Genomic DNA, 24,152 nt, shown 5'->3' on the forward strand with positions numbered 1-24,152 from the left:
ACCGACGCATAAATACAGTAAAATGCCGCCTTTACTATAACCAAGTAACGTCAGAGCCGTGCTTATTGCCGCTCGCCTATTGCGGATTTTTCAGATGATACGTGTTTCTAATATTAAACTGCCACTTGATCATGATGATCAGGCGCTCACCGATGCTATTTTAACCACTCTCGGCATTACCGCTGAGCAGTTAACGGCGGTTAACATATGCCGCCGGGGTTATGATGCACGGAAAAAGAACACCATCTTTCTGATCTATACCCTCGATGTCGACACCACTATTAACGAACAGCTGCTGCAAAAGCATGTGGGTAATCAGTCGATTCGCCCAACCCCGGATATGGAGTACAAGTTTGTTGCTCAGGCTCCGGCCGATCTGCAGGAGCGCCCGCTGGTGATCGGTTTTGGCCCCTGCGGCATCCTCGCCGGTCTGGTACTGGCACAGATGGGCTATAAGCCGCTGATTATCGAACGGGGTAAAGAGGTGCGTCAGCGCACTAAAGATACCTTTGGCTTCTGGCGGCAGAAAAAACTCAACACCGAGTCCAACGTACAGTTTGGCGAGGGCGGTGCCGGAACGTTCTCCGACGGCAAGCTCTACACTCAGGTCAAAGACCCGCATCATTACAGCCGCAAAGTGCTGACCGAATTTGTCGACGCCGGTGCGCCGGAAGAGATTATGTATGTCAGCAAGCCTCATATCGGCACCTTCCGGCTGGTGTCGATGGTGGAAAAGATCCGCGCAAAGATTATCGAACTGGGCGGCGAGATCCGCTTCAGTGCCCGGGTAGATGACCTGCTGATCGAAGCGGGACAGGTCACCGGTATCACCCTCTCCAGCGGTGAAACGATCCGCTCAGAACATATCGCCCTGGCGATCGGCCACAGCGCCCGGGATACCTTCCAGATGCTCTATGACAAGGGCGTCTATATGGAAGCGAAACCGTTCTCGGTGGGCTTTCGGATTGAACACGAACAATCCCTGATTGATGACGCCCGCTTTGGCAAAAATGCCGGACATCCGATTCTCGGCGCTGCCGATTATAAACTGGTGCACCACTGTAAAAGTGGCCGCTCGGTATACAGTTTCTGTATGTGTCCGGGAGGCACCGTAGTGGCCGCCTCTTCCGAAGAGGGCCGGGTGGTTACCAACGGCATGAGCCAGTACTCCCGTCAGGAACGCAACGCCAACAGCGCTATCGTGGTCGGTATCGACCCTTCAGACTATCCCGGCCATCCTCTGGCAGGTGTGGAGTTTCAACGCCAACTGGAGAGCAACGCCTACCTGATGGGGGGTGAAAATTATGATGCTCCGGCACAGAAAGTCGGCGATTTCCTGAAAGGCTCGACCTCAGAAGAACTCGGCAGCGTACAACCATCATTCAAGCCGGGGATTAAGTTAACCGACCTGTCCAAAGCCCTGCCGGACTTCTGTATCGAAGCGATTCGTGAAGCCATTCCCGAGTTTAATAAGAAGATCAGAGGCTTTGCCAAGGATGATGCGCTGCTAACCGGCGTTGAAACCCGCACCTCTTCGCCGGTTTCAATCAAGCGCGGCTATGATATGCAGAGCATCAACACCCGCGGACTCTACCCTGCAGGTGAAGGTGCCGGTTACGCTGGAGGGATTATGTCCGCTGCGATCGATGGTATTAAGATTGCTGAAGCGATTGCGATGAGCATAAATGAGCAGCAAAGCTAAGTCATAAGCCAACAATGAATCAGAGCCGGGGTTTAACCCGGCCGCCGTCACTCAGCTCTGCTGGGGGATAAAGCACCACCTGGTCGCCCACCTTCAGGCCGTTGGTCACCTCTGCACTGATGCCGTTGTTATGCCCCACCTGCACGATTTTTTGCCTCGCCTTACCTGACTCAACCCGATAGACCGCCCAGTGGCTTCCTGCCCTGAGTAGTGCGCTGGATGGCACGATCAGCGCATCTGTGGTTTCCCAGACGACGATGCGGGCTTCAACGCGAAAGCCATGCCCAAGACTGGCCCGCTGGGTTTTATCACTGACAAAACGGATGGTGGTTTTCACCCGCTGCTCTTCAACCCCCAGAGCGGAGTACTTGGTAAAGCCCCAGGGTTCAACTTTCTCGACGCGCCCCTCCAGTGTCTGTGGTCCTCCCCAGTTTTCGATCATGACCCGGTTGCCGGGTTTAACCCTGACGGCATCCGTTGAGAGCAGCTCAACCACTACCTCCAGCTCTTCGTTGATATCGCCGATTTCGAGAATCGCCTGACCGGCTGGCAGCGTGGTTTCGCTCTCCTGTAAGACCCGTAAAATACTGCCGGAATGGGGTGCGACGATATTGATCACCCCGGACTGCGCATCGCGGTTATCAACCTGCCCCGGCACAAAGGTGATCAGCTGTGCGCGGGCACTGGCCAGATCCGCCTGACGCATTGAGATGGAAGCCTTCGCCATATCCAGCTGAGCACTGGCCGAGCGCCACACCTGTTTCGCGTTATCCAGCGCGGCATCACTGACCGCGCCCCGCTGCTGCAGCTCGGTCATCCGCTGCAGTTCGGTGCGGCTCAGGTCGGCATCAGCCCGCGCTTTGTTCAGCTCAGCCTGCGCCAGTCGCACAGCCGCTTCGGCGGAGGCCACCGCGGCGCGCGCCTGTTCACGACTGCGACTATCCAGGGCGACAGGGTTGGCAGGCAGCATTCGCGCCACCACGGTCTCATCCTGAAGCACCGGATCGCCCGGTTCTACCTCGATACGCAGCAAGCGTCCGGTCACCGGCGTCGAGACCACATAGGCATCACGCACCCGGGTTTTGCCTTCATCGTCAATGGTTTCCAGCATGGCTGCGCGCTGTACTGTGCCAATATCCACCAGCAACGGCCGGGGCATAAACGCCCACACCAGCAGCAACAGCACCACGACGACACTGCCCAGTAATATCCAGCGACCCGACCGTTTTGATCCCATAACACTGTTACTCCCTTATTTTTAATGCCGAGACCAGGTCGATGCGGTCAATATCCCGCTTTACCAACCAGCCCGACAGCAGCGCGGCAATAATCACCGCCAGCGCCGCGATGCCATAGCTCTGAGGCACAAAGACCGCAGCAACCCGATAGAGATCGGTACTGAAGCCCTCCGCTATGGCATACACCAGAAAATAGCCAAGCAGCCCTCCGAGCGGCAGCGCCAGCAGGGTAATAATACCCAGCTCTGCCAGCAGTACAAATGCCGCCTCCCCTCGGGTAAAACCGATCACCCGGAGACTGGCAAGGTCCCGGGCGCGGTCGGCAAAGGCGATCCGCGCACTGTTATAGACTATCCCAAAGGTGATCACTGCGGCTATCGCCGCCATCAGATAGCGCACCGCGCCAGCACTGCTATCGATCAGCCGCTGAAACGCTTCACGGGCGTCCTGTTTCAGACTGACAGCGGCAATCCCCGGCAACCCCTTAATCCGCTTGTAGATAGCCTCCTGCCGGGCGCTATCGATACGCAGATAAGCACCGGATACCCGGTTGGGTTCGCCCAGAGCCCGATTAAGGCTATCCAGCGCCATATAGGCGGGTGAGCCGATCAGGGTATCCGCCACCCCGGTTACCGGTATCTGCAACTGTGGCTGACGGCCCTCGCGCACATCGATATCCAGAAGATCGCCGGTTTTCACCTGAAGGATATCCGCCAGCGCGCTGCCCAACACCACCCCGCGGGGCTGCATCGGGATGACCCGTTGCTGACTATCCAGCGCGCGGTTAAGCCGGGCGTTAGCCGGTAATCCGATAATCGCACCACGATAGTTGTGCTGACCATTGCGGAATCTGACCGCCACAGTACGCTGCGCCTCAACCTCGATAACCCCATCAATACTCTGCAGCTCAAAGACCACTTTGTCAGCCAGAGGTTCGACAAAACTCACCGCCAGATCGCTGCGGTCGATCAGGTTAAAACTTAAGGCCAGGGTCTGATCAAATGCGCTCATGACATTCAGCATTGCCACCGCCAGAGACATCCCTGCGGCGATGCCAACTATGCCGCCAGCGGCCCGGCCGGGCTGACGCAACAAGCGTCGGGCAACCATCCGTCCGGGCTGATCCAGCCGGCGTTTTATAAATCCGGTCAGCGCCCGCGAACGGCTGTAATCAGCCGGTGTGGGGGGTTGCATCGCCACCGCAGGGCTAAGGCGAAACACCGACCTCAGCACCAGCATCCCTCCGGCAGCTGCGGCCAGAATGCTCACCAGAATACCAATCACAAAGGTCATGGGGTCGATCTGAAACAGCAGAAATGGAAACTTGTAATAGCTCTGATACAGCTGTGCCAGACTGCGCCCCGACATCACCCCCAGAAAACAGCCCAGCAGGGCACCGCTGACGGCGATCACAATAACAAACTTAAGGTAGTGCAGGGTGATCTCAATATCCCGGTAGCCAAACGCTTTCAGCAGCCCGATCTGGCTGCGCTCGGCCTGAATCATCCGGGAGATAACGATATTGAGGAGAAAAGCCGCCACTGCCAGAAATACCGGCGGTACGGTGCGGCTGGAGACTCGCAGCCCGCTGATTTCCTCCTCAATAAAGCGATTGGAAACGTGATCCGCCAGGCCATATGCCCCTACACCACCATAAGGCTGTAGCAAGGCATCGACCCGGTCAAGAATCGCCGGAAGTGAACTCTCTGCCCGGGTGCCCAGTAACAGCTGATTAAAGGCCCCCTTCATATCGTACACCGCGGCCAGTGCGGTCTGACTCATCCAGATCACGGCAAACCGGGCATCATCTGGAACAAATTCACCCGGCGCGGCGGCATAGAGAAACTCTGGAGCCTGCGCCAGACCAACAATACGAAAGGTTCGGCGGGCACCATGCATCGTTGCTGACAGGGGATCACCCAGCTGCAAGCCATGGGCTTTAGCAAAGTCCTGTAGCAGGATAATCTCATCCTCATGGGTCGGATCGGGTCGGCGTCCCGCACTGAGATAGAGATCATTTAACCGGGCTTCCCCCTGATCCGGCAACGAGACCGCCTGAGCACTCAGCGGCAGCCGCTGACCGGGCAGATTGATCAGCGCGCTGCCGGTTACCCGGCCCACCGCCACCGAGACGCCCTCAATAGCTGCCACCCGGGATAGCAGGGATTGCGGTGCCCGCTGCAGCGGCGCAAACACCTGCGCCAGCCGGTGGCGTTCATAATAGGCACTACGGGTATCCTCCAGTGAGCGAACCAGGCCGTTCATCATCACCAGCATCAATACCCCCAGGGCAATCACCAGCGCAATCGCCAGCGCCTGACCTTTCATGCGCCACAGGTCCCGCAGCAGTTTACGGCCAAGGGGGGAGAGCCATGTCAGCAGCGCCATTATGCCGCCCTCACCAGACCAGATCCCGGGCCAGCGATTTCTCACTATTCAGCACTGTCTCGCGTATCTGGCCATCGGCAAAGTGGATCACCCGGTCGGCCATACCCGCGATTGTCGCCGCATGGGTAATAATGACCACTGTCGTACCCAGGGTCTGATTCACCTGCTGCAACACCTCCATCACCTGTCTGCCACTGGTGCTATCCAGCGCGCCGGTGGGTTCATCACAGAATAGCACCCGGGGCTGTTTTGCCACCGCCCGGGCAATCGCTACCCGCTGCTGCTCACCTCCGGAAAGTTGCGCAGGAAAGTGATCCATCCGCTCTGCCAGCCCCACCAGCGCCAGAGCCTCTGCGGCGGTTAAGGGGTTATCGGCGATCTCCGTCACCAGCTCAACATTCTCCCGGGCGGTCAGACTGGGCATCAGATTATAAAACTGGAAGACAAAGCCAACATGGTCACGGCGATAGAGGGTCAGCGCGCTGTCATCCATGCGGCTTAGCCTGTGGTCGAAAAACTGTACCTCGCCTGCGGTTGGCTGATCCAGCCCCCCCAGAATATTAAGCAGGGTCGATTTACCACTGCCAGAAGCCCCTAACAGCACCACCAACTCCCCCTCAGGAATCAGCAGATCGACGCCCCGCAACGCGTGTACTGCGGCGCTACCCTGACCATACACCTTGGTCAGTCCCCGGGTACGATAAGCAATACGGCTATTGTCTGAGTCCATCGGCGGCACTTCTGTGTTGATTACAGTTAACGGTAAGGGTACATAGAGAAACGCGAGCGTGCACAGAATTTCCTGCAGAACGACTATTTGTGTAGTGTTTAGTCACAGAATAGTTTCTCCCTGTTGGGTTTTCTGTATCATGGGGAAAGCTTAACGCTTTTTTAGAGAAAGGAGTCTCACACTAGCAAATAACGTTATCTAATAAATATTGCCATTGATGCAAATCTGGCTCCTGCTCCGGAAAAACGCATGTCGAGAAACAGTGTCATACCACTGCTTGTTTACTCAGCTTTCTTTATCTCCAACAGCCCCCGGGCTGCCGAGCAGGATTTCAGTGATCTCTCCCTGAAAGAGTTAGTGGCGATGGACGTCTTTACGTCGGCCTCATTGGTGCCCACGCAGGTCAACAAAGCCCCGGGAACGGTCTACACCTTCAGCCGTGACGACTTTAATCGCTATGGTGTGAGGCGGCTGGATGACCTGCTGCAGTTTGTCCCCGGCCTGCAGTTGAATCAATACCGTAAACGGCACCGCTCAATCTGGGCCAGAGGCGTGCTTGACCGTTCCAACGACAAGATGGTGCTGATGGTTGACGGCGTGCGGGTACGCCAGCTCTACTACAACCATTTCAGCCTTGGGGACAACCTGCCGCTGGAGTTGATCGAAACTGTTGAGGTTATTCTCGGTCCTGCATCCAGCCTCTATGGAGCCAACGCCTTTGCCGGAATCATCTCCGTCACCACCCGCAGCTTCAGTCATACGGAGCAGCTGGAGATGGGCCTGGAAGCGGGCAGCAACCAGCGGACCAAAGGCACAGCCCTCTACAACAGTGACAAGCTGCAGCTATTTGCCAGCCACCTTGAGCAGGATGCCCCCTTCCGTTCTGACCGCAAGAGCTTTATCGGCGGCGAGTCACTGCAACCGCTGGATGAGGACTACAGCTATCTTCATTTTAAAGCGCAGCCACTGCCACGACTGACACTGCAACTGGATTACAACCGAAGCGAGACCCCTTTTCTCTTCATCCCCGCCACTCAGGATGCCTATATCGACAGTGATTTTCTCAATCTATCGGCACATTATGAGACGGGGTCCATCGATGCAGGACAACTGGAAAGCACCTTCTACTATCAGAAAGATAATACCCGGGAATATGAGCGGGAGCAGATCACGCAGGCATCAGGCTATGAGGAACATCAGAACGGTATTATGGCAGGAGCCTCGCTAACCCTGCTGAAACAGTTTCAGGAGCACACCCTGGCGAGCGGTATCAGCTGGACCTATGAAAAAGCGAAACGCAGTGACTATACCCGCAACTACCATTACTCCCGCGGTTTTCTTACCCCGTCCGAAACCGGTAATCTGCTCTCTGAGCCCGGCATAACCAACAATGACTATGCGGCATTTGCTCAGGACATCTGGCAACTTCGCCCGGACCTGAGTCTCACCATTGGTGGCCGGTATGACTACTTTGAACAGTTTGGCGGCTACTTTAACCATCGGGAAGCCCTGATATACACCCCGGATAATCAACAAACCTGGAAGTTGCAGCATGGTACCGCGATCCGCACCCCCGACTTCAGGGAGTACCTGAAAGTACTGGAGGGCACCAATTTCCAGCCACCACATGTGAATGCGGAACAGCTAACGATGACCGAGCTGGGCTATCTGTACCAGTGGGATGAGGCCAGCGTGAATATCAATCTGTTCAAAAGCCAGATTGATGATTTTATTCAGGAGGTTCCCACTCCCGGACTGGTCAGTAGCGATGAATACTTTGCCAATAGCGATCAGGTTTATCATTTGCATGGGGCCGAACTGTTATTAAACCTGCGGAGCACGCAAAAACTTCACTCCCGATTCGGCATCAGCTATCTTCAGACCGACTCAGATGAAGGCTCTCTGCCCTATCTGGCAGCCTGGACAGGTAGCCTGCAAAGCGATTACCAGATCAGTCACAATCATCTGCTCGGTGTCAGCCTGATCTATAGCAGCAGCCGCACCGATACCAACAGCTATGATGATGCCGCTGAGTCATTTACCACGGTAAACCTGTTTGGCGCAGGTCAGCTAACACGGGAACTGGACTATTCGTTTGGCATCGATAACCTGTTTGATAAGCGGGTGATGGACCCTGCCGCCGACTTTGGCAAGCAGTACAATAATGAACGCAGTGAAAGAGAGCTCTGGTTCCGGCTGCAATGGAATCATGATCTGCTATGAGGAGAGCTGTGCCGCGTTTTTCATTCAATTCTTACCGGCATTGGCTGGCACTGCTATCCCTGCTGGTGTGCCTTTATCCGCTCAACCTTAACGCGGAGCCCTATGAGCAAAAACTACAGCAGGTAAAAGCGGCGATTTTGTTTAACATCGCCAAATTTGTCCGCTGGCCTGAACCGGCTATAGCGAACAACCCCACTAACCTGACTCTCTGTTATTACCGTGAAAACCCGCTGCGGCAGGCGTTTCAATCCATCGCCGGGAAGAGCGCACAGAGCCGGGTCGTCGATGGTCTGCTGATTGACTCTCTGGCTGAAGCGGAGCCCTGTGCTATGCTACTCATTCCACTGAGTCAGCTCCGAAACTTCTCTGATGATCTGGCGCACCATGGCCCCTTGCCAGTGTTAACCGTAGCGGATCTGACACAAAGTCACTCTATCGGGCCTGCAGATTCCCGGGCGGCAGTTAACCTTATCCGTCAGGGTTCGCGTATAGGGCTGGATATCTACCTGCCCGAAGTCACCCGTAACGGACTGACCATCAGTTCCGAACTACTCAAGTTAGCCACGATCAGGAGGTGAAACAGATGTCCATTTTTAAACGCCTCCCGCTGCGACGCAAACTGATGTCACTGCTACTGCTGATAAGCAGTACCGTATTGGCGCTGGCCACCGCCGGTTTTGCCCTGCATGACTGGTACGATTCAAAACTGCAGGTGACCGAAACCCTTCGTTCCCAGGCCGATATCATCAGTACCAACTCAATTGCCGCACTCACCTTTGGCGATGCCGAATCGGCCCGGATAACCCTTGAATCACTGGATAATGTCCAGAATATTATCCTGGCGGTGCTCTATGATGCCGACCGCCAGCTATTTGCAAAATACTCGCCCTATCATATTCCAATACCTGAGCTACCGGTCAACAGCGAGGGCGTGATAGATAATGCGCTCTATGTGATACGCCCGGTAACCATCGATCATGACGTCATCGGCTATACACTGCTGCTCTCTGATCTCAGCAGTCTGAAAGCACGACAGGTGGATCAGATAGGCATCGCGTTTATCGTGTTTCTGCTGTCACTGATTGTTGCCCTGCTGCTCTCCAGCGTCGCGCAACGCATCATTACTCAGCCGATCTCTGAGCTGGCAAGTACTGCACGAAAAATCACCCGCACCCGCAACTACCAATTACGGGTACGCAATCGTTCAAAAGATGAGATAGGCAGTCTGGCAACCGACTTCAACCAGATGATCGGACAGATTCAGGCCAGGGACAACGAACTGGAGAAAGCCCGCCAGCTATTGGAAGAGAAAGTAAAAGACCGCACTGCTGAACTACTGCTGCTGACACAGCAACTGGAGCACCAGGCGTTCCATGACAGCCTGACCGGGCTACCCAATCGCGCCACATTTGATAACAACCTCAGCACAGCAATCAATTATGCTGAGCAGCGCGACGAACAACTGGCGATCATGTTTCTGGATCTCGACCGCTTCAAGGATATCAACGACACTCTGGGCCATGATATGGGCGATCGACTGCTGGTAGAGCTCTCATCCCGCCTGAGCAGATGTCTGCGCAGCAGTGATACTCTGGCCCGCCTCGGTGGCGATGAGTTTGCCGTGCTGGCGGTCAACACCTCTCAGGATCAGGCCGCTGATATTGCTGCAAAACTGATCAGGGCGATCCAGAATCCGATTGTGATTCATGAGTTTAATTTGCAGGTGACCACCAGTATTGGCATCAGCATCTATCCGCTTGATGGCAGTGACGCCACCACCCTGGTGAAACACGCCGATACCGCAATGTATTGCTCTAAAGCTGCCGGGCGCAACCAGTTCAGCTTCTTTGCCCGACAGATGAATATTCGCTCAGAACGACGTATCTTCCTGGCACAAAAGCTAAGACAGGCGATCGATCAACAGCTTTTCCAAGTCTACTATCAGCCAAAGTGGTGTATCCATCGCCAGCAGATTGTCGGCGTAGAAGCGCTGATTCGCTGGTTTGATCCTCAGGAGGGGGCGATCCCTCCGGACGAGTTTATTCCGCTGGCAGAGGATCAGGGGCTGATCGGGGTGGTCGATCAGTGGGTTATCCGCCAGGCGTGCCAGGATATACTCAAAGTTCGCCAGCAGTTTGGCGATCATATCCAGCTTTCGGTTAACTTCTCACCGGCACACTTTATCCGCCGGGATCTCTACAAACGGATTGCTGAAATACTGACAGATACCGGATTTCCGGGTACCGCCCTGGAGCTGGAAATCACCGAAACCTTTATGGCCACGGAGAATGAATTACTGCTGGAACAGCTCAATGAGATTCGCGGCCTGGGAGTGGAGATCTCCATTGACGACTTCGGCATCGCCTATTCATCACTCAGTCGTCTGAAACGTCTGCCGCTGAATACCCTGAAGATCGACCGCTCCTTCATTCGCGATATCGGCAGCGACCATGACGATGAAGTCATCGTCAAAACCATCATCGATATGGCCCATAACCTTAACCTGAAAGTGGTTGCCGAAGGGGTTGAAACAGAGGAGCAGCTGGCCTTTGTGCGGATGTATGACTGCGATCAGGTCCAGGGCTATCTGTTCAGCCCGCCAGTTCCACTGCTGCAGTTGATCCAGCTGATAGAGGAGCAAAATTCAACATTGGTGATGTAACACCACAACCACATCCCCCGACAGATAATGCGACAAAACTGTCATAAATGTTGTCACAAGCATCTCCACTCAGGCCCGCCCTCACATCCTTTGCCGTAAACTCACGCTACATAATGTCGCAGGTCCGATTTATGGCAGAGAATATGCTTCAGAAAAGCCTCGGCAGTATTTCTGACCGACACTTAACGTTCAGATTGCGCGCCATTCTTGTCTTAATCCGACGTGTGGCTATTTGCCACAGCCCTTTTTGACATTTTTTGCGTCATAATGGCATAGTTTGTTGCTAAAGCCCTCTTGAAAAAAGAGGCCCCTCATAATAAAAACATATAAAACAAAAAGTTAAATTGTTTTACATGATTGGTACAGTCCGTGCTGGGATGACATAATAGGATTTATCAATAAGCTATCCCTCTGTGCTCTGCACGATTGTTGCTCTCTTCGGTCTGCAAGCAGAATCAATGAAGGTATTTGAACTATGGTTTCTGAAACGGTTGTCGAGCTATCGCGGTGGCAATTTGCCCTGACCGCGATGTATCACTTTCTGTTTGTGCCCCTGACGCTGGGGCTGTCATTTATGCTGGCGATCATGGAGTCAGTCTATGTAATGACAGGCAAGCAGGTTTATAAAGATATGACCCGCTTCTGGGGCAAGTTGTTTGGTATCAACTTTGCTCTCGGAGTCACCACCGGACTCACCATGGAGTTTCAGTTCGGCACTAACTGGGCTTATTACTCCCATTACGTAGGTGATATATTCGGCGCGCCGCTGGCGATAGAAGGCCTGATGGCGTTCTTCCTGGAATCCACCTTTGTCGGTCTGTTTTTCTTCGGCTGGGACCGGCTCACCCGGGTGCAACACCTGAGTGTTACCTGGCTGGTTGCCATCGGTTCAAACTTTTCCGCGCTGTGGATTCTGATCGCGAACGGCTGGATGCAGAATCCGGTTGGGGCTTACTTTAACTTCGAAACCATGCGCATGGAGATGGACAGTTTTGCCGATGTCATTTTCAACCCGGTAGCTCAGGTTAAATTTGTGCATACTGTTTCCGCCGGGTATGTCACCGGTGCCATCTTTGTGCTCTCAATCAGTGCTCTCTACCTGCTGCGCAATCGGGATGTCGGCTTTGCCCGCCGTTCATTTGCTATCGCCTCTGCGTTTGGTCTGGCATCGGTGCTGTCGGTTATTTTGCTGGGTGACGAAAGTGGTTATGAGATCGGTGATGTGCAGAAGGTTAAACTGGCCGCCATCGAAGGCGAGTGGGAAACCCACCCGGCTCCTGCGCCATTTACCCTTGTCGGTCTGCCCAACCAGGAACAGCAAGTCACCGACTATGCCGTGCGTATTCCCTGGGTGCTCGGTCTGATCGCCACCCGTTCGGTGGATGAAGAGATTACCGGCATTAAAGACCTTATCGCGATGAATGAGGTGCGTATCCGTAACGGCATGGTCGCCTACGACCTGCTACAGCAACTGCGCAAGGGCAACGATACGCCGGCCAACCGGGAAGCCTTCAATGCGGTGAGCGGCGATCTGGGATATGGGCTGTTGCTCACCCGTTTTACCCCCAATGTCTCTGATGCGACTGATGCACAGATCAAGGCAGCAGCTAAGGATACCATTCCCACCGTTGCACCGATGTTCTGGACCTTCCGCATCATGGTGGCAACCAGCGTGATCATGCTATTCACCTTTGCTGCCGCGTTCTATTACACGGCCCGGCGTCGAGAGTATAAAACCCGCTGGCTGCTGAAACTGGCGGTGCTCTGCCTGCCGCTGCCCTGGATTGCCGTAGAAACCGGTTGGTTTATTGCGGAGTTTGGTCGTCAGCCCTGGGCGATTGGTGAAATTCTGCCAACCTATGTTGCCACCTCGACCCTGACTGCAACCGATCTGTGGCTGAGCATCGCAGGATTTGCCGCGCTCTATACCACGTTCCTTTGTATTGAAATTTTCCTGATGGTCAAATATATCCGCAAAGGCCCCAGCGCCCTGGAAACCGGCCGCTATCACGATGAAGCACTAGGAGAAACTCAGCATGTTTGATTATGAAACTTTGCGCCTGGTCTGGTGGCTACTGGTTGGTGTCCTGCTCATTGGCTTTGCCATTACCGATGGCTTTGACCTGGGTGTGGCTATTCTGTTGCCGCTGCTGGGCAAAAACGATACTGAACGTCGGGTTATTATCAACACTATCGGTCCGCACTGGGACGGCAACCAGGTCTGGCTGATCACTGCGGGCGGGGCTATTTTTGCCGCCTGGCCACTGGTCTATGCCACCGCTTTCTCAGGCTTATACTGGGCCATGCTACTGGTACTCTTTGCCCTGTTTTTCCGTCCGATCGGCTTTGAATACCGCAGTAAAATGCCGGGACAACGCTGGCGTAGTAACTGGGATCTGGCTCTTTGCCTGGGGTCCTTTGTACCGGCGCTGGTGTTTGGGGTGGCGTTCGGCAACCTGTTCCAGGGCCTGCCCTTCAGTTTTGATGAACTGACCCGTTCGACCTATACCGGCTCCTTCTGGGCACTACTTAATCCATTTGCGATTGTCTGTGGTCTGGTCAGCGTACTGATGCTGGTATTGCATGGCGCAGTCTGGTTACAGATGCGGGCGGGCGGTGCAATTCAGCAGCGTAGCCGCAATACCGCAGGCCTGACCGGCCTGTTGCTCAGCATCCTGTTAGTGGTTGCGGGGCTGTGGTTATACACCAGTATTCCTGGCTATAGCATCAGCAGCAACGTTATTACCGATGCCAGCTCAAACCCGCTGAACAAGAGCGTGGTTCAGACTGCGGACTGGTTTGGTAATTTTGCCCTCTATCCAATGCTCTGGTTGCTGCCATTAGCAGCGGTAGTGCTGCCACTGCTGACCAGCCTGCTCGCCTGGGCCGGACGTTATGGCCTGGCGTTTTTAACCAGTAGTCTGGCGATCAGCAGTATCATTCTGCTGGCTGGGGTCACGCTGTTCCCGTTCGTCATGCCATCCTCAACCGACATGGCCAGTAGTCTGACCCTGTGGGATGCAACTTCCAGCCAACTGACGCTGGAGATCATGCTCTGGGTTGCGGTGGTTTTCGTGCCGATCATCCTGCTGTACACCATCTGGTGTTATGTGAAGATGTGGCGCCGCATCGAGCCGGATTTTATTGAGCAGAACAATGTATCCAACTATTAAATTCTGACTATGCGCGAGTCTGGAGTGTCTCTGTATAAACCCAGACCGCGATCAACGCGTTAACTATTGAGGGGAATAATATGTGGTATTTCGCATGGATACTCGGCGTTCTTCTGGCTTGCAGCTTCGGCATCATCAATGCCATGTGGCTGGAAAATCAGATGGATGACGCAGAGTAACGCTCTGACTAACAGGGCTGGAGCAGTCGGTCACTGCTCCAGCTTGCGATACAGGGTACGCAGGCTACACCCGGCAATCTCAGCAGCACGACCTTTATCCGGGCAGGTATGCATCAGCGCCTCGAGATAACGCTGTTCTACCTGTTCCAGTGTCAGCTCCTGCTCTGCCAGTTGCCGTAAACCATCGGCAGGTTCATTACTAACGGATGAAACGGGCATCAGATTAAGGCTGCGCTGAATAACATCAACCCCGATCAGATCATCATGACGCAGCACCACCGCACGTTCGAGAATATTTTTCAGCTCCCGCACATTACCCCGGAATGACTGTTGCGACAGCAACTGCAACGCCGCCTCGGTAAGTTGCAAGGGAGCCTTACCTTCGATGCGCAGCAAAATACTCTCCACCAGCAACGGCAGATCATCACGACGTTCCGCCAGCGATGGCAGACGAATTGGAAAAGTACTGATACGATGAAACAGATCGACGCGGAACTCGCCCCGTTCAACCATAGCGGGCAGATCTTTGTGGGTGGCACAGATCAAACGGAAGTCGGCCGCCACGGTTTTACTATCACCCACCGGACGGAAGGTTTTGGTTTCGATCAGACGCAGCAATTTAACCTGCAGGTGCAGCGGTACATCCCCTACTTCATCAAGAAACAGCGAACCACCATGGGCCGACTGAACCAGACCGGTACGGGAGTTAATCGCCCCCGTAAACGCGCCTTTTGTGTGGCCGAACAGTTCACTCTCAAACAGCGTGTCGGTGAGGCCGGAGCACTCCACGGTAACAAAAGGCTTACTTGCCCGGGGGCTGGCAGAATGAATCGCCTGCGCAGCCAGCTCTTTACCGGCACCAGAAGAGCCCATCAGCAATACATTGATATCGGTTCTGCCAACCCGTTGAATCAGGTCGACCAGCTCATTGAAGGGCCTGCTGCGGCCAATCATTTTGTTGGCAATCGGCTCAGCACTGACCTCACGAATCGGCTTCATCACCTCGATAAAATAGGGCCGCTCCTCATCGTCACTGATGGGAATGGTATCGATACCCACATGCTCTTTGCCCTGAGGCGTATTGTGGATATGCAGCACACTGGCGCGACGGCCACTGTCCCGGGCTTCCTGCATCGGACAGGTTTCACCTTCAAGATCACAGGGGCGCTGGTAGCCATGGGAGAGAAAGAAGCATTTCGCCGAACTACGACCATTCAGACCGCCAAAACGAAAATCGTAACTGTTATTGGTGGTAACAACGTTATAATCAGCATCAATCAGCACCGCCGGATCAGCGTAGCTCTCCAGCACATTACGCATCGTTCTCAACCAGCTTACTTTGGTCATGGCTCCGTTTCTATTCCGTCAGTTATGTCTAAAGTGTGCCAATAGTGTCAAGTTGCCGAAAATATTACCAGTTCATTACCGAGAGAGGCTGTCATTGATGAGCCAGATCAATATTTCCACACTGCAGCACTGCGCCAATGGTCAGCAACTGCTGCGTCAGGCGGGTAAAATAAGCCGCCGCGAAAATCTCTGGCTGACACTAACCGGCGCGCTGCAAACCGCCACTACCATCGCTATCACCGCTCTGGTCGCCCTGCTGATCAACAGCGCCGTCTATGAACCAGCCACCGCCCCCATGCTGTGGCAACAACACTTATGGTGGCTGCTGTTGGCCGCGCTGCTAACGCTGCGAGCGCTGTTGCCGTTGTGGCAAACCCGCCTGGCGGATCGGGCCAGCATCAGAGTCCGCAATCGTTTGCGTGCCATCGTGCTGCAGCATTGCGCCACCCTGCAACTGAGCTTAGAGTCACAGTTCAGCAGTGCAGAGCTGAGCAACCTGCTCAGCGGAGAGATCGACAGCACCCGGGATTATTTTGCTGAATTTTTACCACAACAGCGGCTGGCGATGCTGGCCCCACTGATGATCATCGCCGCCAGTCTCTGGAGCGGCTGGCTGGTTCCCCTGCTGCTAGCACTCTCAGCACCGCTGGTGCCGCTGTTTATGATCATCGCCGGACACAAGGCTGCCGCCGCCAGTAAGCGCAACCTGACCGAACTGACACGGCTGGGCAACCTGCTCTCTGACCGCATCAAAGGGATCGCAGCACTACAACTGGCGGATAGTTGCGACACAGAGCAACAGCAGCTGTTCCGTCAGTCAGAACAGTTCCGTCACTCCACTATGCAGGTGCTGCGACTGGCGTTTCTGTCCGGTACCCTGCTGGAGTTTTTCAGCGCGATCAGCATCGCCATGGTAGCGGTGTACCTGGGGCTGCTCTATCTGGATAAGTATCAGATTGGCATGTGGCAGACGCAGCTCAGCCTGAGCCACGGGATCTTCCTGCTGATGCTGGCACCAGAGTTTTACCTGCCGCTACGCCGCCTCGGAGCGCTCTATCACGCCCGTGCCGATGCCAGCAGCGTTGCCGAGCACCTGCTCAGACTAATACAGCTAGCACCGCCCTGCGCGACCACCGGTGGCGACCAGTTGCTGCCAGACAGTGCGCCGGTCACGCAGATAGCACTGCAACAGTTGCAAACCGGCTATGGTACTACTGCGATCGGCAACCCCCATACCTTCACCCTGTTGCCGGGTCAGAGGGTTCTGTTACAAGGTCCCTCCGGGGCAGGCAAAAGCACGCTGCTGGACACTCTCGCCGGACTACAACCCGCCCTCAGCGGAACGCTGCTTCTCAATGGAACCAGCATCGCTGTTTATAACAATCATCCCTGGCAGCAACGCATCGGCTATATGACCCAGCAACCAGAACTGCTGTTTGACACACTGCGCAACAACCTCTGCCTGGGGCGCCCATTCACCGATACCGAACTCTTTGCCGCCCTGAAACTGGCCCATGCCGATGCGCTGGTAGAGGGCTTACCCGGACAGCTGGATTACCGTATCAGCGACTCCGGCGGTTTTCTTTCCGGTGGCCAGGCCCAGCGTATCGCTCTGGCACGGGTGTTTCTGCATCAGCCCGCCCTGCTGTTGCTTGACGAACCCACCGCCAATCTCGATCAGGATACCGCGCAGCAGTTTATGGCGAGCCTTAAACAGTTTAGCGCCGCGGGCGGCATCGTTCTGCTCAGCAGCCACCGGGATAGTGCTGAGCAATTCGACCAGGTTATTGTACTGTCAGCCCTGAAAACAGAGGAGAGCCGCCATGCCTGAACTGCTAAAACGCTATTTCCAGCTGCTCTGGCAACAACGGGGGATAGCAGCACTGGGCTTGCTCCTGGCGACGATCACCGCCCTCTCCGGTATCGCCCTGCTGGCAGTATCCGGCTGGTTTATCAGCGCGACGGCACTGGCCGGGCTGTCGCTGGTGGCCGCCCATGGATTTAACTACTTTGCCCCCGGCGCCGTTGTCAGAGGGCTATCGGTCGCCCGCACCTTCGGGCGTTATGGTGAAAGACTGGCAACCCATGAAGCCACCTTCCGGGTGATCTCTCACCTGCGTAGCGACATGTTCGGCACACTGGCACGCCATAACTGGCAAGAACAGCCGCTTAACAGCCATGCAGCCAGCAGCCAGCTGCTGGAGGATATTCGCCATGCGGAAGCACTCTATCTCTCTGCACTGGTACCGGGTCTGGTAATGCTGCTCAGCACCCTGCTTTATCTGGCAACAGTGACGCTATTTCTGCCCCAGTTGGCCCTGTGGTTGCTGCTACCGCTACTGATCTCGGTAGCGGTACTGCCCGCGCTCTATCTGCGCCGGGTGTTGCAGCCCCAGAACACCCTGCATCAGCAACGCAGCCAGCAATGGAGCGACGCCCACTCACTGTTCAGCAATCTGCGCACCCTGATCCTGTTTGACCGTTTACCCCAGCAAAGCGACAGACTCTGTCAGAGCGCCGCGGTTGCTGATCAGACCGAACAGCAAGCCAGCAATGCCCGTCAGGGTGTTAACGCGCTCAATCAACTGGTGCAGGCGTTGATGGTGCTACTGGTTTTATGGCAGGGTATTGAGGGAGTGGTCAGCGGTCAGCTGCAGGGGGCACTACTGTTTATGTTGCTCCTCCTGACACTGGGACTCCAGGAGGTGCTGACCACCGGCAGCAGCGCTCTGGCGGCCTTTGCCCTGGGATACCGGGCCCTGGAACGGATCGGCCAGTTAAGCCCGGCGCAACCACAGCCCGATCAGCGGCGATTTATCGATACCAACAGCCCCACGCTCAGCATCGCCATTGAGCAGCTTAGCTATCGCTATCCCAGCCGCCCGGAAGCAATCATCGACCGGCTCAATGTTCAGCTTCAAGGAGCCAGCTGGTGCTGGCTGACCAACCCTAGCGGCAGGGGTAAAACCACCCTGCTGCAGCTGCTGGCCGGTCAGTTGCAGCCGCAGCAGGGGCAGATAACGGTTTCGGGTGCCGGGATCAAACAGATCGGGATGATGCCGCAACAGATCAGTTTACTGCAGGGCAGCCTGCGTTTTAACCTCTGCCTGCATCAGCAGTATAGCGATGCAGAGCTTTGGCAGGTGCTGAAAACCGTAGAGCTGGATCAGTGGGCCAGCGGACTGCCAGAGCAACTCGACAGCTGGCTGGGAAAAGGCTCACTCCTGCCATCCGGAGGAGAGATGAAGCGCCTGGGACTGGCGAGGTTAATTCTGCAGGATCGCAAGGTGCTGCTACTGGATGAACCAACCGCCGGTATTGATGCAGAACGCAGCCTGCGGATTTTGCAGCGGTTGCGCCAGCAATGGCATAACCGTCTGGTGATAATCAGCAGCCACGAGTCCGGCCTGATCGGTAAAAACGATATTAAACTGCAGCTTTAAGTGTCTGTTTTCCGCGGCTATTGAAACAGTCCCCGCTATAAGGTTAAGCAGACCCAAGGGTAGCGTATCAGGGGGCCCCTCAGAGCGTTATCACCTTTATCACTGCGCAGGGCGGCTTTGAGATTCCCTGTTCGTGGGAACAGGCTACCTGCTGGAAACGCAGTTAAAGCACGCGACGCAGTCGCTGGCAGACACAAAAAAGCCCGCACAAAGCGGGCTTTTTTATACAGCAGTAAAGCAACAATTACTTGTTAGCTTTACGCTCTTTCTCTTCAGCGATAACTTTCTCAGAGACTGTTGCAGGGCATGCAGAGTAGTGAGAGAACTCCATTGAGAACTGACCACGACCAGAGGTCATAGTACGCAGGTGTCCGATATAACCGAACATCTCAGACAGAGGCACGTCAGCTTTAACACGAACGCCTGAACCAGCAGCTTCCTGACCAGAGATCATGCCACGACGACGGTTAAGGTCACCGATAACATCACCTACGTGATCTTCTGGAGTAAACACGTCAACCTTCATGATCGGCTCCAGCAGCTGTGGACCCGCTTTAGGCATGGACTGACGGAAAGCACCTTTAGCAGCGATTTCAAAGGCAATCGCAGAGGAGTCAACCGCGTGGTAACCACCATCATACAGCTCAATCTCAACGTCCAGCACAGGGAAGCCAGCCAGAGGACCGGTCTCCATCATGCTCTTGAAGCCCTTCTCGATAGCCGGGAAGAATTCCTTAGGAACGTTACCACCCACAACGGTAGAGGTGAAAGTGAAACCAGTGTTCTGCTCACCCGGCTTGATGCGGTAATCGATCTTACCGTACTGACCTGAACCACCAGACTGCTTCTTGTGAGTGTAGCTGTCTTCGATTGCCTGAGTGATAGTCTCGCGGTAAGCAACCTGTGGCTGACCCACAATCAGTTCAACACCGTAAGTACGCTTGAGGATGTCGACTTTGATATCCAGGTGCAGCTCACCCATACCTTTCAGAATGGTTTCGCCAGAGTCTTCATCGGTTTCAACAATGAAGGTTGGGTCTTCTGCAACCATCTTACCGATAGCAATACCCATCTTCTCAGCACCACCTTTATCTTTAGGTGTTACCGCAATGGAGATTACTGGCTCAGGGAATACCATCGCTTCCAGAGTACATTCGTGCTTAGGATCACACAGAGTGTGACCGGTCTGAACGTTCTTCATACCTACGATTGCGATGATGTCACCCGCCTGCGCAGAATCAAGTTCTTTACGCTGGTCAGCTTCCATCTCACACATACGGCCGATACGTTCAGTTTTACCGGTGAACGAGTTCAGGACGGTGTCGCCTTTCTTCAATTTACCTGAGTAAATACGAATAAAGGTCAGGGCGCCGAAACGGTCATCCATGATCTTGAATGCCAGTGCGCGGAAAGGCTCATCAACGGAAACAGTCGCAACTTCACCGGTTGGCTCACCCAGCTCATCGGTCAGATCCTGAGGGATAACATCAGTCGGGCTTGGCAGGTAATCAACAACCGCATCCAGCACCAGCTGAATACCTTTGTTTTTGAATGCAGAACCACAGTAAGTCGGGAAGAATGTCAGTTCACGGGTACCCGTACGGATACAACGCTTGATGTCTTCCATAGCAGGCTCTTCGCCTTCCATGTAAGCCATCATCAGATCATCATCCATCTCAACAGCAGTTTCGATCAGTTGCTCACGGTACATCTCAACGTCGTCTACCATATCGGCAGGGACTTCCTGGATGCTGTAGTTTTCAGGCTGACCGGAGTCATCCCAAACGTAAGCCTGACGAGTCAGCAGGTCAACTACACCAACGAAGTCTTCTTCGCGGCCAATTGGAAGAACCATAACCAATGGCTTAGCAGCCAGCACATTTTCAACCTGGTTAACTACGCGGTTAAAGTCAGCACCCATACGGTCAAGCTTGTTGACGAAGATGATACGGGAAACACCGGATTCATCTGCATAACGCCAGTTAGTTTCAGATTGTGGCTCAACACCGCCTGAACCACAGAATACGCCGATGCCGCCATCCAGAACTTTCAGAGAACGGTATACTTCAACGGTGAAGTCAACGTGCCCCGGAGTATCGATGATGTTGAAACGGTGATCTTTCCAGAACGTGGTGATCGCCGCTGACTGGATAGTAATACCCCGCTCAGCTTCCTGCTCCATGAAGTCGGTAGTGGACTCACCATCGTGAACCTCACCTGTCTTATGGATTTTACCTGTCAGCTTCAGGATACGTTCGGTCGTGGTAGTTTTACCCGCGTCTACGTGGGCGAAAATACCGATATTACGGTAGTGTGATAAGTCAGACATTTCTTCACTCGAATGTTAGGGGCGTAAAATGCGCGGCATTATACCGCATTCATTGGCATTTGTAGATATTTTAAGCAAAGAAAAATCTTTGCCCTGATATCTCCGCACAGGGTTCATTTTATGGGAACAGGATACGCTGATATCACATCAGTGTGTCAGATTCCGTATTCCTCAAAAATCTGTTTCAGACCTGGCTTATTCGCCAACATCTCTTCCCGGTTCAACCCCTTGAGTTCATGGGGGAACACCAGCCAGTTATCCGACTTGTGCAGGTAGTAATCCGGCTCAAGATCGGTTCTGTTATTCACGGGTTTGAACCAGGGTGTAGCGATCCGGATATCATGGGGGGCATTGAGACGCGCTTTATCTTTCAGCGTATCAATCACCGCTTTGATGCTCAGACCTGTATCAAACACATCATCAACAATCAGTAGCGAGTCGGATTGATTAACATTGCGGATCAGATAATCAAGCCCATGCACCCGTACTTCCTTATCCCGGGTACCAATACCGGTATAGGATGATGTGCGGATAGCAATATGGTCCGTTTGCACACCCAGATTATCCAGCAGTTCCTGTACCGCAATACCCACCGGAGTACCTCCCCGCCAGACACCGACAATAAAGTCCGGGCGGAAACCGCTATTGAACACCTCCAGAGCCAGCCTGAACGAGTCTTCAAGCAGTTCCTGTGCATTCAGATATATCTTTTCAGTCATCTCTACACCTCACTCACCGGTCGTTGATCATGCCAGCTTTTCGGCAAGGTTCGCTACTGTACGTATTCTGATCAGGCCGCGCAACTGTCGGCGCTGCTTTATCTGCAAATTGCCACCATGATTCAGAAAAACGTTATATGAAGGTAGCCCAGATGAGATTTTTTGCCATGCTAAACCCTAAAATTATCGACATTGCGAAACTAAAAAAGCGCCGCTGAGTAGCGCCGCTTTTCATCCGTTGATCCCGCTTTTAGTTTAAACCGCCCCGGTCAAGCCAGGCCTGATAGGTTAGTGCGGGCCACTTACTTTGAAAATAGCTGATCACCGCGTCGGTATCCGCATCGGATAGCTTATCGGCAAAACCAGGCATCGTGCCGCCCATCGGCACACCGCCAAGTTGTACTGAGCGTTGCAGTCCTTTTAGCGGATGATGCCAGGCATGTGCTCTGCCGTTTAGCGGCGGTGGTGGGTAGGTACCATCCGCTTTGGGCGTATTCCAGTTTGCCGTCCCCTGCGCCGCCGCACCATGACATTCAGCACAGTTAGCCAGAAACAGCTTCTGGCCACTATCCACCTGGGTCTGAGTGTACCAGCGACCCTCAACTTTCGGTTCTGATTCACCACAGCCACTCAGTAAAACCACGCCGATCAGCATCATTAACGTCGATCTCATCTTAGTAATCCGCATACTGACTGAAGCTACCCACCCGGTTCTGACTATCCAGCGAATAGACCGTAAACGCATCCTTGCGGGCACCCGCATCATCCATTCCCGGACCGCCTGAGGGCATTCCCGGCACCGCCAGCAGCTGAATATCATTTGCAGTTGCCAGCAGGCGTTTAATATCCTGGGCAGGCACATGCCCCTCAATCACTTTGCCATTCACTTCCGCGGTATGACAGGACGCCGCCTGAGCAGGCACACCCAGACGCTGTTTATAGGGGTTCACATCATTCACCACCACATCGTTAACGCTGAAATTGTGATCTTTGAGATGGCTGATCCAGCCCTTACAGCAGCCACAGGAGGCACTGCGATATACGGTAATTTCATATTGCTGAGCGGTTTTGCCTTCCAGCCACACCGGATCAGCGGCAAAGCTTTGCAATGACAGAAGCCACAGGCCTGCCAAAACGAATATCATTTTTTTCATCTTTTTACTCCGGACTCTCACTACCGACAGTCACACCATTTAACTGGTCAAGGATCGGACATTCAGCACCAGCATCACCGCGACAATCGCGGGCAGCGCTTTCAAGCATTGCCCGCATCTGCTGTAATGCCGCTATCTGCTGATCGATCCGCTGAATCTGTTGTTCTGCTTTCTGTTTAACACTGGCGCTGGTGCGGGAGGGGTCCTGCGACAACTGCAACAATTCACGACTCTCATCCAGAGAGAACCCCAGATCCCGTGCCCGCTTAATGAAGCGCAGGATATCCAGTTGCTGTTCACTGTAAATCCGGTAACCATTTGCAGAGCGCGCGGCAGGCGGAATAACACCTTGCTGCTCGTAAAAGCGAATGGTTTTACTGGTCAGTCCTGTGGCAGTTGCAGCCTGAGAAATATTCATAATCGCCTCCGGCACCCCTTAACAAACAACGATTAACGCTTTAGCGTGTCAAACAGAGAGGGATATTGAACGGGGAGGGTGATAGACCGGTGCAGGTATGGCGGAAAGATAACCGCCTGGCGCCCAGCCGGGTGGCACGGGTGTCGATGACAGAAGATGAAAACCGCTCGGTATCATAAACAGCACCGCCGCAAGATGCAGACAACAATCGGGGAGTTCGGCATCACAACAGTCTGAGCTGTCCATATCTGCACCAGCCCTATCCGCACTGCCCATCCCACAGTGATCGTCATCACACGGCATCGGCGAATGTGCCGCGATAACGGGCACAGCAGCAGAGATCGCCGGATTAATGGCCATCACACTGAGCAGCAGGATTAACAGGGTGCGATACAACATCAATACAACCAGATTCTCGTCTGAGTTAACGTACACTGCATACAGATT

General features: G+C 54.3%; 19 protein-coding genes. 9 read left to right on the forward strand and 10 right to left on the reverse strand.

Features of this window, described 5'->3' with window-relative positions:
• Nucleotides 1–94: 94 nt before the first annotated feature.
• Nucleotides 95–1,702 (forward strand): NAD(P)/FAD-dependent oxidoreductase, encoded by a 1,608-nt coding sequence (locus ACQY8X_RS05760; RefSeq protein ID WP_428034197.1) that lies wholly within the window; start codon nt 95–97, stop codon nt 1,700–1,702.
• A gap of 19 nt (nt 1,703–1,721) precedes the next feature.
• Here the strand turns inward: ACQY8X_RS05760 and ACQY8X_RS05765 are convergent, their stop codons facing one another.
• Genes ACQY8X_RS05765 through ACQY8X_RS05775 form a run of 3 tightly spaced genes read right to left on the reverse strand, consistent with a single transcriptional unit; the run spans nt 1,722 to nt 6,058 of the window.
• Nucleotides 1,722–2,939: an efflux RND transporter periplasmic adaptor subunit gene (locus tag ACQY8X_RS05765; protein ID WP_428034198.1), complete on the reverse strand. Its 1,218-nt coding sequence runs from the start codon at nt 2,937–2,939 to the stop codon at nt 1,722–1,724.
• Nucleotides 2,940–2,946: 7 nt separating this feature from the next.
• Complete coding sequence (locus ACQY8X_RS05770; protein ID WP_428034199.1) at nt 2,947–5,328, reverse strand: ABC transporter permease; 2,382 nt, start codon at nt 5,326–5,328, stop codon at nt 2,947–2,949.
• A 10-nt stretch (nt 5,329–5,338) separates the two neighbouring features.
• On the reverse strand, nt 5,339–6,058 hold the full coding sequence (locus tag ACQY8X_RS05775; protein WP_428034200.1) for an ABC transporter ATP-binding protein: 720 nt from the start codon (nt 6,056–6,058) through the stop codon (nt 5,339–5,341).
• A 249-nt stretch (nt 6,059–6,307) separates the two neighbouring features.
• Between ACQY8X_RS05775 and ACQY8X_RS05780 the strand changes: the two genes are divergently transcribed.
• The 6 genes from ACQY8X_RS05780 (at nt 6,308) to cydX (ending at nt 14,295) form a co-directional block, all read left to right on the forward strand.
• Nucleotides 6,308–8,281: a TonB-dependent receptor plug domain-containing protein gene (locus tag ACQY8X_RS05780; protein ID WP_428034201.1), complete on the forward strand. Its 1,974-nt coding sequence runs from the start codon at nt 6,308–6,310 to the stop codon at nt 8,279–8,281.
• 8 nt (nt 8,282–8,289) lie between these two features.
• A complete protein-coding gene (locus ACQY8X_RS05785) occupies nt 8,290–8,859 on the forward strand; it encodes a YfiR family protein (RefSeq protein WP_428034202.1) in 570 nt (189 codons plus the stop codon).
• 5 nt (nt 8,860–8,864) lie between these two features.
• Complete coding sequence (locus ACQY8X_RS05790; RefSeq protein ID WP_428034203.1) at nt 8,865–10,943, forward strand: EAL domain-containing protein; 2,079 nt, start codon at nt 8,865–8,867, stop codon at nt 10,941–10,943.
• 475 nt (nt 10,944–11,418) lie between these two features.
• On the forward strand, nt 11,419–12,987 hold the full coding sequence (locus tag ACQY8X_RS05795; protein ID WP_428034204.1) for a cytochrome ubiquinol oxidase subunit I: 1,569 nt from the start codon (nt 11,419–11,421) through the stop codon (nt 12,985–12,987).
• Entirely contained in the window at nt 12,980–14,116 is a 1,137-nt protein-coding gene (gene cydB / locus ACQY8X_RS05800; RefSeq protein ID WP_428034205.1) for a cytochrome d ubiquinol oxidase subunit II, read from the forward strand. The genes ACQY8X_RS05795 and cydB overlap by 8 nt, the downstream gene beginning before the upstream one ends.
• A gap of 80 nt (nt 14,117–14,196) precedes the next feature.
• Nucleotides 14,197–14,295, forward strand: coding sequence for a cytochrome bd-I oxidase subunit CydX (gene cydX / locus ACQY8X_RS05805; RefSeq protein WP_299195023.1), 99 nt, complete (start codon nt 14,197–14,199; stop codon nt 14,293–14,295).
• A 30-nt stretch (nt 14,296–14,325) separates the two neighbouring features.
• On the opposite strand, the gene ACQY8X_RS05810 is transcribed toward cydX, so the two are convergent.
• Complete coding sequence (locus ACQY8X_RS05810) at nt 14,326–15,642, reverse strand: sigma-54 interaction domain-containing protein (protein ID WP_428034206.1); 1,317 nt, start codon at nt 15,640–15,642, stop codon at nt 14,326–14,328.
• 97 nt (nt 15,643–15,739) lie between these two features.
• On the opposite strand from ACQY8X_RS05810, the gene cydD reads away from it, so the two are divergent.
• The gene (gene cydD, locus ACQY8X_RS05815; protein WP_428034207.1) at nt 15,740–17,473 is read left to right on the forward strand and encodes a thiol reductant ABC exporter subunit CydD; all 1,734 of its coding nucleotides are present in this window, start codon (nt 15,740–15,742) and stop codon (nt 17,471–17,473) included.
• Complete coding sequence (locus ACQY8X_RS05820; protein ID WP_428034208.1) at nt 17,466–19,085, forward strand: amino acid ABC transporter ATP-binding/permease protein; 1,620 nt, start codon at nt 17,466–17,468, stop codon at nt 19,083–19,085. Before cydD ends, ACQY8X_RS05820 begins: the two co-directional genes overlap by 8 nt.
• A 244-nt stretch (nt 19,086–19,329) precedes the next feature.
• Here the strand turns inward: ACQY8X_RS05820 and fusA are convergent, their stop codons facing one another.
• From fusA to ACQY8X_RS05850, 6 genes are all read right to left on the reverse strand, one after another.
• The gene (gene fusA, locus ACQY8X_RS05825) at nt 19,330–21,414 is read right to left on the reverse strand and encodes an elongation factor G (RefSeq protein WP_428034209.1); all 2,085 of its coding nucleotides are present in this window, start codon (nt 21,412–21,414) and stop codon (nt 19,330–19,332) included.
• Nucleotides 21,415–21,569: 155 nt separating this feature from the next.
• Complete coding sequence (locus tag ACQY8X_RS05830) at nt 21,570–22,133, reverse strand: phosphoribosyltransferase (protein ID WP_428034210.1); 564 nt, start codon at nt 22,131–22,133, stop codon at nt 21,570–21,572.
• A gap of 250 nt (nt 22,134–22,383) precedes the next feature.
• Nucleotides 22,384–22,806, reverse strand: a complete 423-nt coding sequence (locus ACQY8X_RS05835; protein ID WP_428034211.1) for a c-type cytochrome — start codon at nt 22,804–22,806, stop codon at nt 22,384–22,386.
• Nucleotide 22,807: 1 nt separating this feature from the next.
• Nucleotides 22,808–23,287 carry a DUF411 domain-containing protein gene (locus ACQY8X_RS05840; protein WP_428034212.1) on the reverse strand — a complete coding sequence of 160 codons (480 nt, stop codon included), beginning with the start codon at nt 23,285–23,287 and terminating at the stop codon, nt 22,808–22,810.
• Between the two features lie 4 nt (nt 23,288–23,291).
• On the reverse strand, nt 23,292–23,705 hold the full coding sequence (gene cueR / locus ACQY8X_RS05845; RefSeq protein WP_428034213.1) for a Cu(I)-responsive transcriptional regulator: 414 nt from the start codon (nt 23,703–23,705) through the stop codon (nt 23,292–23,294).
• Between the two features lie 48 nt (nt 23,706–23,753).
• A complete protein-coding gene (locus ACQY8X_RS05850) occupies nt 23,754–24,140 on the reverse strand; it encodes a hypothetical protein (protein ID WP_428034214.1) in 387 nt (128 codons plus the stop codon).
• Nucleotides 24,141–24,152 lie beyond the last annotated feature (12 nt).

Source organism: Amphritea sp. (genome assembly GCF_050300915.1).
Lineage (GTDB): Bacteria > Pseudomonadota > Gammaproteobacteria > Pseudomonadales > Balneatricaceae > Amphritea.

What these genes read in the sequence shown, in the direction of transcription:
- ACQY8X_RS05760 (WP_428034197.1), top strand. Translation starts at nt 95, where the DNA reads ATGATACGTGTTTCTAATATTAAACTGCCACTTGATCATGATGATCAG.
- ACQY8X_RS05765 (WP_428034198.1), bottom strand. Translation starts at nt 2,939, where the DNA reads ATGGGATCAAAACGGTCGGGTCGCTGGATATTACTGGGCAGTGTCGTC.
- ACQY8X_RS05770 (WP_428034199.1), bottom strand. Translation starts at nt 5,328, where the DNA reads ATGGCGCTGCTGACATGGCTCTCCCCCCTTGGCCGTAAACTGCTGCGG.
- ACQY8X_RS05775 (WP_428034200.1), bottom strand. Translation starts at nt 6,058, where the DNA reads ATGGACTCAGACAATAGCCGTATTGCTTATCGTACCCGGGGACTGACC.
- ACQY8X_RS05780 (WP_428034201.1), top strand. Translation starts at nt 6,308, where the DNA reads ATGTCGAGAAACAGTGTCATACCACTGCTTGTTTACTCAGCTTTCTTT.
- ACQY8X_RS05790 (WP_428034203.1), top strand. Translation starts at nt 8,865, where the DNA reads ATGTCCATTTTTAAACGCCTCCCGCTGCGACGCAAACTGATGTCACTG.
- ACQY8X_RS05795 (WP_428034204.1), top strand. Translation starts at nt 11,419, where the DNA reads ATGGTTTCTGAAACGGTTGTCGAGCTATCGCGGTGGCAATTTGCCCTG.
- cydB (WP_428034205.1), top strand. Translation starts at nt 12,980, where the DNA reads ATGTTTGATTATGAAACTTTGCGCCTGGTCTGGTGGCTACTGGTTGGT.
- cydX (WP_299195023.1), top strand. Translation starts at nt 14,197, where the DNA reads ATGTGGTATTTCGCATGGATACTCGGCGTTCTTCTGGCTTGCAGCTTC.
- ACQY8X_RS05810 (WP_428034206.1), bottom strand. Translation starts at nt 15,642, where the DNA reads ATGACCAAAGTAAGCTGGTTGAGAACGATGCGTAATGTGCTGGAGAGC.
- cydD (WP_428034207.1), top strand. Translation starts at nt 15,740, where the DNA reads ATGAGCCAGATCAATATTTCCACACTGCAGCACTGCGCCAATGGTCAG.
- ACQY8X_RS05820 (WP_428034208.1), top strand. Translation starts at nt 17,466, where the DNA reads ATGCCTGAACTGCTAAAACGCTATTTCCAGCTGCTCTGGCAACAACGG.
- fusA (WP_428034209.1), bottom strand. Translation starts at nt 21,414, where the DNA reads ATGTCTGACTTATCACACTACCGTAATATCGGTATTTTCGCCCACGTA.
- ACQY8X_RS05830 (WP_428034210.1), bottom strand. Translation starts at nt 22,133, where the DNA reads ATGACTGAAAAGATATATCTGAATGCACAGGAACTGCTTGAAGACTCG.
- ACQY8X_RS05835 (WP_428034211.1), bottom strand. Translation starts at nt 22,806, where the DNA reads ATGAGATCGACGTTAATGATGCTGATCGGCGTGGTTTTACTGAGTGGC.
- ACQY8X_RS05840 (WP_428034212.1), bottom strand. Translation starts at nt 23,287, where the DNA reads ATGAAAAAAATGATATTCGTTTTGGCAGGCCTGTGGCTTCTGTCATTG.
- cueR (WP_428034213.1), bottom strand. Translation starts at nt 23,705, where the DNA reads ATGAATATTTCTCAGGCTGCAACTGCCACAGGACTGACCAGTAAAACC.